At 65.4% G+C, this 12,434-nt stretch carries 12 protein-coding genes; 7 read left to right on the forward strand and 5 right to left on the reverse strand.

Annotated features, from left to right (window positions below; all coding sequences use genetic code 11):
• Window position 1: 1 nt before the first annotated feature.
• Genes FHW83_RS21600 through FHW83_RS21615 form a run of 4 tightly spaced genes read right to left on the reverse strand, consistent with a single transcriptional unit; the run spans window position 2 to window position 4,022 of the window.
• The gene (locus tag FHW83_RS21600; RefSeq protein ID WP_176648422.1) at window positions 2-1,741 is read right to left on the reverse strand and encodes a bifunctional diguanylate cyclase/phosphodiesterase; all 1,740 of its coding nucleotides are present in this window, start codon (window positions 1,739-1,741) and stop codon (window positions 2-4) included.
• Window positions 1,738-3,039 (reverse strand): sensor domain-containing diguanylate cyclase, encoded by a 1,302-nt coding sequence (locus FHW83_RS21605; protein ID WP_176648423.1) that lies wholly within the window; start codon window positions 3,037-3,039, stop codon window positions 1,738-1,740. Before FHW83_RS21605 ends, FHW83_RS21600 begins: the two co-directional genes overlap by 4 nt.
• Window positions 3,036-3,407 (reverse strand): phosphonate transporter, encoded by a 372-nt coding sequence (locus FHW83_RS21610; RefSeq protein ID WP_176648424.1) that lies wholly within the window; start codon window positions 3,405-3,407, stop codon window positions 3,036-3,038. The genes FHW83_RS21605 and FHW83_RS21610 overlap by 4 nt, the downstream gene beginning before the upstream one ends.
• 9 nt (window positions 3,408-3,416) lie before the next feature.
• Window positions 3,417-4,022 carry a TetR/AcrR family transcriptional regulator gene (locus FHW83_RS21615; RefSeq protein WP_176648425.1) on the reverse strand — a complete coding sequence of 202 codons (606 nt, stop codon included), beginning with the start codon at window positions 4,020-4,022 and terminating at the stop codon, window positions 3,417-3,419.
• 87 nt (window positions 4,023-4,109) lie between these two features.
• Between FHW83_RS21615 and FHW83_RS21620 the strand changes: the two genes are divergently transcribed.
• The 7 genes from FHW83_RS21620 to FHW83_RS21650 are packed head-to-tail and all read left to right on the forward strand — an operon-like array spanning window position 4,110 to window position 9,805.
• Window positions 4,110-5,393 (forward strand): NAD(P)/FAD-dependent oxidoreductase, encoded by a 1,284-nt coding sequence (locus FHW83_RS21620; protein WP_176648426.1) that lies wholly within the window; start codon window positions 4,110-4,112, stop codon window positions 5,391-5,393.
• Entirely contained in the window at window positions 5,390-6,160 is a 771-nt protein-coding gene (locus FHW83_RS21625; protein WP_176648560.1) for a DUF1365 domain-containing protein, read from the forward strand. Before FHW83_RS21620 ends, FHW83_RS21625 begins: the two co-directional genes overlap by 4 nt.
• Window positions 6,157-7,362, forward strand: coding sequence for a cyclopropane-fatty-acyl-phospholipid synthase family protein (locus tag FHW83_RS21630; protein WP_176648427.1), 1,206 nt, complete (start codon window positions 6,157-6,159; stop codon window positions 7,360-7,362). Before FHW83_RS21625 ends, FHW83_RS21630 begins: the two co-directional genes overlap by 4 nt.
• Window positions 7,363-7,374: 12 nt before the next feature.
• The gene (locus FHW83_RS21635; protein WP_176648428.1) at window positions 7,375-8,160 is read left to right on the forward strand and encodes an SDR family NAD(P)-dependent oxidoreductase; all 786 of its coding nucleotides are present in this window, start codon (window positions 7,375-7,377) and stop codon (window positions 8,158-8,160) included.
• The gene (locus FHW83_RS21640; RefSeq protein WP_176648429.1) at window positions 8,157-8,642 is read left to right on the forward strand and encodes a TspO/MBR family protein; all 486 of its coding nucleotides are present in this window, start codon (window positions 8,157-8,159) and stop codon (window positions 8,640-8,642) included. Before FHW83_RS21635 ends, FHW83_RS21640 begins: the two co-directional genes overlap by 4 nt.
• Before the next feature lie 19 nt (window positions 8,643-8,661).
• A complete protein-coding gene (gene folE, locus FHW83_RS21645) occupies window positions 8,662-9,366 on the forward strand; it encodes a GTP cyclohydrolase I (protein WP_176648430.1) in 705 nt (234 codons plus the stop codon).
• Window positions 9,367-9,379: 13 nt separating this feature from the next.
• Window positions 9,380-9,805 carry a BLUF domain-containing protein gene (locus tag FHW83_RS21650; RefSeq protein WP_176648431.1) on the forward strand — a complete coding sequence of 142 codons (426 nt, stop codon included), beginning with the start codon at window positions 9,380-9,382 and terminating at the stop codon, window positions 9,803-9,805.
• 64 nt (window positions 9,806-9,869) lie between these two features.
• On the opposite strand, the gene FHW83_RS21655 is transcribed toward FHW83_RS21650, so the two are convergent.
• A complete protein-coding gene (locus FHW83_RS21655; protein ID WP_176648432.1) occupies window positions 9,870-12,284 on the reverse strand; it encodes a TonB-dependent receptor in 2,415 nt (804 codons plus the stop codon).
• Window positions 12,285-12,434: the final 150 nt, after the last annotated feature.

Genomic DNA, 12,434 nt, shown 5'->3' on the forward strand with positions numbered 1-12,434 from the left:
CTCAAGCCACGGCGCTGAGCCACTCCTCGATGGCGGCGCCCGAAATCGGCCGGCTATACAAATAGCCCTGTCCCTTGTCGCAGCCCTGCGCCGACACCACGGCCGCCTGCTGCGGCGTTTCTATCCCCTCCGCCACGGTGTTCATCCCCAGGCTGCGCGCCACCTTCACCGTGGCCTCGATCAGCACCTCGTGATGGCGGCTGCTCGCCGCCAGCGTGATAAACGAGCGGTCGATCTTGACCGTATCCACCGGCAGCAGGTGCAGGCTGGAGAGCGAGGAGTAGCCGGTGCCGAAATCGTCCAGCGCCAGTTTCACACCCAGCGCCTTCAATCCCAGCAACTGCTGCCGCACGTCCGTGCCCTGCGCCGCCAGGCTTTCGGTAATCTCCAGCTGCAGGCTGCCGGGTTCCATGCCGTGTGCGGCCATGATGGCGCCGACCCGCTCGCACAATCCGGACTGGTTGAGCTGTGCGCGCGACAAGTTCACCGCCAGCAGGCGTGGCGCACCGGCGCCCAATTGCGCGCGCCAACGGGCGAAATCGGCGCAGGCCATGTCCAGCACCTGCTCGCCGATCGCGCCGATCAGGCCGCAGTCCTCGGCGACGCCGATGAACTCCGTTGGCCCAACCAGGCCGCGCACCGGATGACGCCAGCGCACCAGTGCCTCCACCCCGGCGGTGCGGTCGATCCGGCCGTCCGCCAGCAGCCCAACCACCGGCTGGTACACCGTGAACAATTCGCCGCGCTCGATGGCGTTGCGCAGGTCCGCCTCCAGGCCGCCGCGCAGCACCGCCTGTTCGCGCATCTGGCGCGCGAACACGGCGAACCGGTTGCCTCCTTCCGCCTTGGCCACACGCATGGCGATGGCCGCGTCGCGCAGCACGTCGTCGGCTTGCCGCGCTCCCTCCTCCAGCGGCACGATGCCGATGCTGAAAGTGCAGATCAACTCGTGGGCGCCGACCTGGAACGGCAGGCTTAGACGATCCAGCAGGCGCGCCGCGATGCGCTCGGCGGTGTCTTGTTGGGGCAGTCCGTCGAGCAGCAGCGCGAACTCGTCACCGCCCACGCGCGCCGCCACCTCGGTGGGGTTGGGCTTCCCCGGCGGCCGGCCGCCGGAACGCACCGTGGTGCGCAAGCGTTCCGCCACCAGCACCATCACCTGGTCTCCGACCTCGTTGCCGAAAGTGTCGTTGATCTGCTTGAAGCGGTCCACATTGATGAACAACACCGCACAATGATCGCCGTCGGGCTGCCGCGCGCGCTGCGTCATCTCCTGCAGCAGCTCCAGCGAGCGGCTGCGATTGGCCAGTTGGGTCAGCGGGTCGAGGCGCGCGGCGCTGGCCAGGCGGCTGGCCAGCACGCGCTGCTCACGCATCACCTCATGGGTGGCGTCCACCAGCACCGCCATCAGGCGCTGCCGGTCCACCTTCAACAGGCCAAGCGACAGCACCTCCGGCCCCTTGTCCGCGCCGGCCGGCAGCGTGATGCGCCGTCCCTCGCAGATCAAACCATGCTCCGGCGCGAAATCCGCGCTCAGTTGCGCCAGGTCCGGCGCATGCGGCCGCAGTACCTCGAACAGGTTCTGCAAGTCGCCGTCCGGCGCGAGCGGCATCAGCAAACGTGACGCCATCGGGTTCAGCATCTCGATCTCGCCATCCAGTCGCAGCTGCATCAACGCCACCGGCGCGCGATACAGGAACTGGATCAGCGTCTCGTAAGCATGGTCGGAGTCGGCACTCATTCCAATCCCTCCTGCCAGCTTGCCACTTGATTGCGCCCGCGCCGCTTGGCCTGATACAAGGCCTGGTCGGCGCGCGCGAGCAGGCTTTCAAAGCCGGCCATGCTGTCGTCCATCACGGCCACGCCCAGGCTCACCGTGCAGGGAATGCGCTGACGCTGATACAGCACCGGGCTGCGTTGCACCTGCGCGCGCAGGCGCTCTGCCACCGCCAGCGCGTCGTCCAGGCCCACCGATGGCAGCAGCACGGCGAATTCCTCGCCGCCGATGCGGGCCAGCACGTCCACCTCGCGGCACACCGTACGCATGGCCGCGGCCAACCGGCATAGCACGGCGTCGCCGGCCGGATGGCCGTAGTTGTCGTTGATGGCCTTGAAATGGTCGGCGTCCAGCATGATCAGCGCGATCGGGCGCGGCGCCTTTTTGCTGCGCGCCAGCTCCAGCTCCGCCGACTCGAAGAAGGCGCGCCGGTTGGACAAGCCGGTCAGGTGATCGCAATACGCGGCCTGGCGCAGGCTTTGGCTGATCTCGCGCTTGTCGGATATGTCGCGGATGATCATGCAATATGCGGGCTCGCCATTCTCGCCTTCCAACCGGCCCGGCAGCGGCGCGATCAGGGCGCTCGCCCAGAACTGGCTGCCGTCGGCGCGCCGGCGCATGCCCTCGTCGAGCGACCAGCCATTGTCGTCGGCATCGCGCAGGCGATCCAGTTGCTGCATGGGCGTGGTGGCGCCGTCGGGATGGAACAACGCATATGGCTGCCCCACCGCGTCCGCGCCATGGCCGGTGACGCGGCCGATGCTGTCGTTCCAGGCCGTGATGCGGCCGCGCTGGTCGAGGCTCACCAGCGCATAATCGGCGATGTTGGTCATGATGGCGTGCAGCCAGGCGTCGGTATTGCGCAACTGGCGTTCGCGCCTATCCTGCTCGGTGACGTCGCTCAGCACCGCCATCAGGCGCGCTGGGTCCAGCTTCAACATGCTGAGCGACAGCACCCGCGGGCCCTGCCCGGCCTGATCGCCGTACAGGTACAGGCGGGTGGCGTCGCAGATCTGCCCACTGTCCGCAGCATAGGCCGCGCACAGCTGCCGCAGGTCCGGCGCCACCGGCGCCAGCGCGTCGAACAGGTTGGTCAGTTCGCCCTCGCGGCTGAGCGGCATCATGAGCTGGGCCGAGAGTGGATTGAGCATCAGGATGCTGCCGTCCGACGCCAGTTGCACCAGGCCCACCGGCGCCATGTACAGGAACTGCAGCAACGCCTCGTACTCATCGACGTCCGGGGCGGCAATCACGGCGTTCATAGGCGGTGCACCAACACGTAGGACAGTTCCGTTCCCGGCTCCGCCAGCAGCCGCAATTGCACCTTGGTCGGCCGCATGCGCAACGTCAGCACATAGTTGATGGTTTCGTCGAGCGCCACGCCGGCTTCGCGCGCGTCGATGAAGCGCTGCGCCACCAGGTAGTTGTTCATGCACGGTGCCACCACCGAGAACAAGTCCTGTGCCAGCACGCGCTCGGGCCGCAGCCCGGCCGCCTGCGATTCAAAGGCGTTGTAGCGCCGTACGCGGTCCTGTCCATCGAAGCCGATCACCCCAAAGCCCAGCGTATCGAGCGTCGCGTCATCCATGTCCGCCAACAGTGCGGCGATTCCCGGCTGATCAAATTTCATAGTCCATCCTTAACGAAAACCTTCAAACGACACTTTCAGCATGTGCCGCACGATGTCTTCGGGCGCCATCTTGCTGAAGTTCTGCAGATACTCCACCGCCGGGTCGCAGGTGCGCGCGTAGTAGCTGAACAGGATGACGTCCGTCGGCAGCTCGCGGTTGAGCAAGCCCTGCTCCTGCCCCTGCTTGACCAGCGCTTCCAGCTGGCGATTCAGCTTGAGCACCTTCATCATGTATTTCAGGTTGCGCATCAACATATCGCGCACGTGCGGACTGGTGGAAGGCAGGAACGGCAAGCCCCCCTCCAGCCGCACCCGCAGCGCCCATTCCAGCAGCGCCGCCAGCTTTTCCACCGGTCCCAGGGCCGGGTCCAGCGCGGCGACATAATCCAGCGCGCCGTCGAGCAGGCGGATCAGCGCTTCCCCGACCAATTCCTCCTTCGACTTGAAGTGCTTGTACAAGCTGGGCTTGGAGATGCCAACCGCGCCGGCGACATCGTCCATGGTCATCAAATCGTAGCCCTTGTTGCTGAGCACAGCGGTCGCGGCATCCAGGATCGCACTCTCGCGCAGCTTAAATGCTTGATTTTTAAAGCTAAGTTTTGGAAAAATACTCATCGGTAAATTTTCGCTACTGATTAGTAGCTTTTCTGATTTGTCGGTAGTAATATTAGCACACCCGTTAAACAGCCTCATCATCACCCTATGAATCAGAAACGTCAACGCATCGCGGTCATCGGCGCCGGCATCTCCGGATTGGCCAGCGCCTACTTCCTCCGGCGCGCGCATGACGTGGTGTTGTTCGAGGCCGGCGGCTATCTCGGCGGCCACACCAACACCGTCGACGTGACGCTGGAAGGCCGCACACACGGCGTGGATACCGGCTTCCTGGTCTACAACGAGCGCACTTATCCCAACCTCATCGCGCTGTTCGACGAACTGGCAGTGGCCAGCATCGCCAGCGATATGTCATTTGCCGTAGCCATGGACGACGGCGCGCTGGAATGGGCCGGCACCAATCTCGACACCGTGTTCGCCCAGCGCGCCAATCTCGCTTCGCCATCCTTTCTTCGCATGCTGTGGGACATCCTGCACTTCAACCGCAACGCCGAGCGCTTCCTGCGGCAGGCCATGCTGAGTGGAGAAACCCTGGGCCAGTTGCTGCGACAGCAGCGTTACGGCGCGCGCTTCCGCGACGCCTACCTGCTGCCGATGGCCGCCGCGATCTGGTCCAGTTCTCCGAGCGATATCCTGCAATTCCCGGCCGCCACCTTCCTGCGTTTTTGCCTGAATCACGCGCTATTACAGGTCAATAACCGTCCCCGGTGGCGCACGGTTGCGGGTGGCGCGCGCCACTACGTGCAAAAGATCGCCGCCGTATTGCCGGACTGCCGCCTCAACACGCCAGTGCAGGCGGTGCGGCGCGTCGCGGGCGGCGCGGTGCAGGTAAGCAGCCAGCACGGCACAGAGGATTTCGACGCGGTGGTATTCGCCACCCATGCGCCCATCACGCTGTCGCTGCTGCAGGATGCCAGCACGCGTGAACGGGCCCTGCTCGGCGCCGTGCGCTACCAACCCAACACCGCCTACCTGCACATCGACGCCAGTCTGATGCCGCGTCGGCGCAAGGTATGGTCGGCGTGGAATTACCTGTCGGGCGCGCAGGTTGACGGCCAACGGCCGGTGTGCGTGAGCTACTGGCTGAACCAGTTGCAGGCGCTGCCCTTCGAGACGCCGGTGATCGTCACGCTCAATCCGCACACGCCGCCGGCGGCGGACAAGGTACTGGCCAAATTCGAGTACGACCATCCCATCATGGACCAGGGCGCCATCCACGCGCAGCGGCAGCTGGAGCAGATCCAGGGCATCGACCGCGCCTGGTACGCCGGCGCATGGACCGGCTACGGCTTCCACGAGGATGGCCTCAAATCCGCGCTGCGCGTCGCCTCCGCGTTTGGCGTGGCGCCGGCATGGACCTCGCTGCCATGAAAACCGGCGCCGCCCAACTGGTGCACGGACAAGTGATGCACGCGCGCCTGCGGCCCGCGCCGCACCGCTTCGCGTACCCGCTGTTCTACGTGCGCCTCAACCTGGCGCGGCTCGAGCAATGCAACTCGCGCTGGTTCGGCGTGGACCGCTGGCGGCCGCTGTCGATCCGCAGCCGCGATTACGGTCCGCGCGACGGCTCCAGCCTGGAACTATGGATGCGCGGCCTGCTGCGCGCACACGGCATCGAGGCCGATGGCGAGATCTGGCTGCAGACCTTCCCGCGCGTGGCCGGCTACGTATTCAATCCGGTCAGCTTCTGGCAATGCCACGCGGCCGATGGCAAGCTGCGCGCGGTGCTGGCGGAGGTCAACAACACTTTCGGTGAAACGCATCGCTACCTGCTGCGCATCGACGCCAGCGGCGCCGCAACGGCGGTGGCGCCCAAGCAGATGCACGTATCGCCGTTCTGCGAAGTGCAGGGCCACTACCGCTTCCGCTTCCGGCTGGGCGGCTCCAACCACTGCACCAGCATCGACTACCACGACAACCACGGCCTGCTGCTGCGCACCGCCCTCAGTGGGCGCCCGGCCCCCATGAGCGACCGCGCCATCATTGGCGCCTTGTGCCGCTACCCGCTGCTGGGCGTCGGCATCGTGTTCCGCATCCACTGGCAAGCCTTGCGGCTATGGCTGAAGCGCGTGCCCTTCTTCAGCAAGCCCCCCGCCCCGTCACACCACACCACCGTGCATCAGGAGACCGTACGATGAATCACACCTTGACCACCCAGCAGCTGGCCGCACCGGCCGGCGCGCGCTGGTTTCTCAAACTGCTGAACAACATCCGCGTCGGCCATCTTGAGCTCATTACGCCGGAAGGCGCGCACATGGTGTTCGGCAATGCCCACGACACCAGCGGCGCCACGCTGCAGCTGCACGACTGGCGCGCCTGCCAACGCATCCTGGGCGCCGGCGACATCGGCTTCGCCGAAGCCTACGGCGCCGGCTGGGTGGACACGCCCGACCTGACCGCGCTGCTGCGACTGGCCCTGCGCAACGAGGCGGCCCTGGAGCGGCTGGTATTCGGCGGCGCGCTGGCGGCCGCGTGGTACCGGCTGCGCCACTGGCTGCGCCCCAACACGCGCAAAGGCAGCCAGCGCAACATCCACGCCCACTACGACATCGGCAACGACTTCTACCAGCTGTGGCTGGACCCCAGCTGGACCTACTCCAGCGCCCTGTTCGACGGCGACTACAGCCTGCCGCTGCAAGAGGCGCAACGCCGCAAGTATCAACGCATCATCGACACGCTGCAACTGCGGCCGGGGCAACGCGTGCTGGAAATCGGGTGCGGCTGGGGTGGATTTGCGGAACAAGCGGCGCGCCAGGGCATCCACGTGCATGGCGTGACCATCTCGCCATCGCAGTTGGAAATCGCGCAGCGGCGCGTGCGGGCCGGCGGACTGGCCGACCGGGTGCAACTGGAATTGCGCGACTATCGCGATCTCGGTGGCCATTATGACGCCGTGGTGTCGATCGAAATGTTCGAAGCCGTGGGCGAGCAATACTGGCCGCAGTACTTCCAGACCGTGGCGGCGCGCCTGCGGCCGGGCGGCCAGGCGCTGGTGCAGAGCATCACCATCGGCGAGCGGCATTTCGCGCGCTATCGCAGCAGCACGGACTTCATCCAGCAGTACATCTTCCCGGGCGGGATGCTGCCCAGCGTCGAACGTTTCGAGCGTCAGGCGGCGCGCGCCGGCCTGCAGCCGCTGCAAGCCCACGCCTTCGGCCGCGATTACGCCGAAACCCTGCGCCGCTGGGACGCGCAATGCCGCGCCACGCGCCAGCAGATCACCGACCAGGGCTTCGACGAGCATTTCCTGCGCATCTGGCATATGTACTTCGCCTACTGCGAGGCCGCCTTCGACGAGGGCCGCACCGACGTCGTCCAGTTCCTGCTGCAAAAAGCCTGACCGGAGCCGCCCATGCAACCGCTGAACCGCCGCATCGACGACTGGCATGGCCGGCGTGCCTGGCTGGTCGGCGCCTCCAGCGGCATCGGCGCCGCGCTGGCGGCCGAGCTGCTGCAGGCCGGAGCCACGGTCGCGCTGTCGGCACGCCGCGCCGAGCGCCTGCAGTCGCTTGCGGCGCGCCACGCCAGCGGGCGAGCCATCGTCGCGCCGTTCGACATCCTCGACCGCGACGCCTGGGGCGAGCGCTATCGCGAGATATGCACGCAGGCCGGTGCGATTGACCTGGTGATCTTTTGCGCCGCCGACTACCACCCCGAACGCAGCTGGGAAATCAGCGCCGAAGGCGCCGCCCACACGCTGGCCGTCAACCTGGGCAGCGTCTACACCGGGCTGGCCACGGTGCTGCCGGACATGCTGGCGCGCGGCAGCGGCGGCATCGCCATCATCGCCAGCGTGGCCGGCTACGTCGGCCTGCCCAACGCCAGCGTGTATGGCCCCAGCAAAGCCGCCCTGATCAACCTGGCGGAGCTGCTATACACCGACCTGCACCCGCGCGGGCTGGACGTCTACCTGATCAACCCCGGCTTCGTGCAGACCGAACTAACCGCCAAGAACGCCTTCACCATGCCGGCGCTGCAAACGCCGCAGGACGCGGCGCGGGCCATCGTGCGAGGCCTGGTCGCGGGCCAGTTTGAAATCCACTTCCCGAAGCGCTTCACGCTGCTGGTCAAGCTGATGCGCTGGCTGCCCTACCGCTTGCGCTTCGCCCTGTTCACCCACTTTTTAAAACCGACATGACACCAGCCCTTTCCCTGCGCCCGGTCCTGTCCCTGCTGGGATGGATCGTCCTCACCGCCTGCTTTGCCGCCGCGGGCGCGGCCGGTTCCGCCGCCGCGCCGGTGTTCTACGCCCAACTGGACCGCCCCGACTGGGCGCCGCCGGCTTGGCTGTTCGGCCCCGCGTGGACGGTGCTGTATCTGTTGATGGCGATAGCGGTATGGCGCGTCTCACGCACCGCGCGCGCCAAACCGGCGCTAGGTTTGTACCTCGCCCAGTTGGCGCTGAACGCGTTGTGGAGCTGGCTGTTCTTCGCCTGGCGTCAAGGAGCGCTGGCCTTTGCCTGCATCGTCGTTTTATGGCTGATGATCGCCGCCACCATCGCGGTCTTCCAACAGCGCGACCGGCTGGCCGCCGCGCTGCTGCTGCCCTACATTGGCTGGGTAAGCTTCGCGACCGCCCTGTGCTACAGCATCTGGCAGCGCAATCCCGGCCTGCTGTAATCTACGATAAGGACCAACCATGAACGAGCAGTCCCTGAGCTACCGCGCCGACCACACGCCGGTATCCGAGCGCATTCGCGCGCGCCTGATGCGCGACGGCGCGCGCTTCCACGCCAACGACAACATCGCCAGCTACATCGAACCGGGAGAGCTGGACGCGCTGCTCGATGAGGTCAGCCAGCGCATGCAAGGCGTGCTGGAAAGCCTGGTGATCGACACCGTCAGCGACCATAATTCGCAGGACACGGCGCGCCGGGTCGCCAAGATGTATCTGAGGGAAGTGTTCGGCGGCCGCTACACGCCGGCGCCGCCGGTGACCGAATTCCCCAACGTCTCGCACCTGAACGAGTTAATGATCATCGGACCGATCGCCGTGCGCAGCGCGTGCTCGCATCATTTGTGTCCGGTGATGGGCAAGGTGTGGATCGGCGTGATGCCGAACCAGCACTCCAACCTGATCGGCCTGTCCAAATATGCGCGCCTGGCCGGCTGGATCATGAGCCGGCCGCAGATCCAGGAGGAAGCCGTGGTGCAGCTGGCCGAACTGCTGCAGGAAAAAGTGCAGCCGGACGGACTGGCGGTCATCATGGAGGCCGACCACTTCTGCATGCAATGGCGCGGCGTGAAGGACAACGACGCGCGCATGATCAACAGTGTCATGCACGGCTCCTTCCTCAAGGACCCTGCCCTGCGGCGCGAATTCCTCTCGCTGATCAAACGTTGAACAAGGAGACGCCATGCTAGTCCGATTGCTGTACGCCAGCCGCGCCGCCGCGCCGACCGACAACGCCACCGTCAATGCCATCCTCCAGCAGTCGCGCAGGCACAACCCGTCGGCCGGCATCACCGGCGTGTTGTGCCACAGCGAGCGCCTGTTCCTGCAAGTGCTGGAAGGTGGGCGCGAACAAGTGAACCGCCTGTACGCGCGCATCATGGCCGATCCGCGCCACAGCGACATCACATTGCTGCACTATGAGGAAATCAACGAACGCCGCTACGCTGGCTGGACCATGGGGCAAACCAATCTGGATAAGCTCAATCCCGGCACCGTGTTGCGCTACTCCGCACTGCCGGAGTTCGATCCCTACACGCTGAGCGGCGAAAGCTCGCTGGCGCTGATCGATGAACTGATGAAGGCCGCCGCGGTGCTTGGCCGGGCCTAGTCAAAAAAACGGCTGGCGTGGGGAGCCGCCAGCCGAAAAGACCACTACCCCCTACTACTACGCTTTAAAACTTCATCGACACGCGCGCGCCCACGGTACGCGGATTGTTGTAATACGCCGCCCAGATCTGCTGCTTCGGCTGGCATGGAGCGCCAACTTGAGTGCACACCTCGATGGCGTCGTACTTCACTTCCTTGTCGGTGGCGTTATTGACGAACAGCTCGGCCGTGTAAGCCTTGCCGCGCGGCTCGTAGCGCACGCTCAGGTCCAGCGTGGTGTACGCCGCCTGCATCTTCACGCCGGGATGGCCTGGCACGTCGTTCGCAAACGCGCCGGAACCGATGAAGGATTCGGTCTCGTGGTGCGCCGAAATGCGCGGCGTGATGCGGCCCTTGCCGGTGTCGAAGTCATGTTCGTACATCAGCGTGGTGGCGAAGGTCGGCGCGTGTTTCAGCACGCTGCCGCCGACGTTGACGGTTGGCGCGGTGGTGCCGCAGGACTGGCCGTTGGCGCGTGCCGCGTCCACGTCGCAGGACAGGAAGTCGTCATAGCGCGCCTTCAACCAAGTGGCGTTGCCGCTGAAGCGATCGACGCTGGTCGGACGCCACGCCCATTCGGCCTCGATTCCTTTGACAGAGGCACCGGCGGCGTTAAAGTTCTGCAGCGTGTTGTTGACCACCTGCGACTCCAGCTTGTCCTTGTACTTCATCCAGAAGGCGTCGATGTTCAGCGACAGCTGGCGGTCCAGCAGATCCGACTTGAAGCCGAATTCATAGCTGGTCAGCTTTTCAGGCTTGGTGGTGGCGCCGCCGTCGCCGATCGCCGGCGAGTGGAAGCCGGTGGTCACCGAGGCGAAGGTCAGGATGTCCTTCGACACCTTGTACTCCACCCGGCCCAGCCACGTCGCTTGGCCATAGGCCAGATCGGCGGTGTTGTCGCCGTAGGTATTGCCGCAGGTGGACTGATTTACCACGCCGCCCGGGCCGATGTTGTGGGTGTTAATGGTGCCGGTGCCTGGCGTGACCAGCTGCGCGATCTGGTTCGGCGTCAGCGTGGCGCCGCGTGGTGCGTTGTCCGGCCAGTTCGGGCAAGCCCAATTCTGGCCACCGATATCGTACTTGTGATCCTTGGTATAGCGCGCGCCGGCGGTCAGCTTCCACACCGGGTCCAGCTCATAGCTGGCCTGCGCAAAGGCGGCCTTGGAATGCAGTTGGCGGTTACCTTGGATGAAGGACATGGCCGAGGCGTACTGGCCGACGGTCGGCTGCACGAAGATCACGCTGCCGTTGGCGATGTCCTGCGCCAGCATCTCCTCCGAAATCTGGCTGCGATCGATGTCGAAACGGATCTTGTTTTTCTCGCGGAAGAAGAACAGGCCGCCCACCCATTGCAGTGGCGCTTCCGAATCCGAGCGCAGTTGCAGCTCGTTCGAGACGCTGTCGAACTGCCCCCATTCGGTGCGGTTCTCCGCCTTAAAGCCAGGATAGAAGCCGGCGTCGGCGTCGCTGGCGTTGCTGCGTTTCAGGCGGCTCCACGCGCCGAGGTACTGCGCCTCGATGCCTTCGATCGGGCGCCATTGGACCTTGGTCTTGGCGGTGATGATGGATTGATCCAGCGTCCCCGGCGTATCGATCAGCGCGGAGCGCAGATTCTGGCCCGGCTTGGGCTCAGCCGATAGGTAGATGTTACCAGCGCCGGTATCGGCGTAATAGTCGGCGATGAAGGTGACCTTCAGGTCCGGTGTGAACTTCCACAGCAGCGAAGCGCGCGCGCCCTGCTGGTTGCCGGCGCCGTACTTCTGCGCACCCGGCATGACATTGGAACCCTTGCGGAAATCGACATAGCCGTCATGCTGGTCCTTGATGGCGGCGATGCGCAGCGCGATATCGTCGCTGAGCGGAATATTGATCATGGCTTGCGTTTGCAGGCGGTGATAGTCGCCCACGGTCACGCTGGCCGAGCCGAACACCTTTTGCGTGCTGGGCGCGCCGGACACCAGGTTGACCGCGCCGGCGGTCGAGTTGCGGCCGTTCAGCGTCCCTTGCGGGCCGCGCGCCACCTCGACGTGGTTCAGGTCATACATCAGCGCCGTCGCGCCCTGTGGACGCGGCACGTAGATGCCGTCCACATAGAACGCCACCGCCGGGTCGCCCAGCTCGGTGTGGTTGGCCGAACCGACGCCGCGCATGTAAACGTGCACGCCGCCCGAGTCACTATGCGGCTCCACCACCAGGCTGGGCACCATGGCCGTCATGGTGGCCAGATCCTTGACCTGGTGGTTGGCCAGCGTGTCCTGGGTATAGGCGGTGATGGCCAGCGGCGTGTCCTGCACCAGCGTATCGCGGCGGGTGGCCGTGACGACGATCTTCTCCATATTCTCGCTGGCGGCCGGCGCCTCGGCCGCCGTCTGCTGCGCGTGGGCCGCGCCGAAGGCCAGCGCGATCTGCGCAATACTGAGAGCCAAAATCGTTTTTTTCATTGATGTCTCCTCGTTTCTTCCAAGTGGAACCGGTTCCACCACAAGACGCACGAAGGCGTCGGGCCATACCGCGGCAGACCCGGTGTTAATCAAACTACGGGAAATCCGGGGTCAGGTCCTCCATTTCTACACGGCCTCTGCCGTAGGCGG

Origin of the sequence: Duganella sp. SG902 (assembly GCF_013376005.1) — a bacterium.
GTDB lineage: Bacteria > Pseudomonadota > Gammaproteobacteria > Burkholderiales > Burkholderiaceae_D > Rugamonas.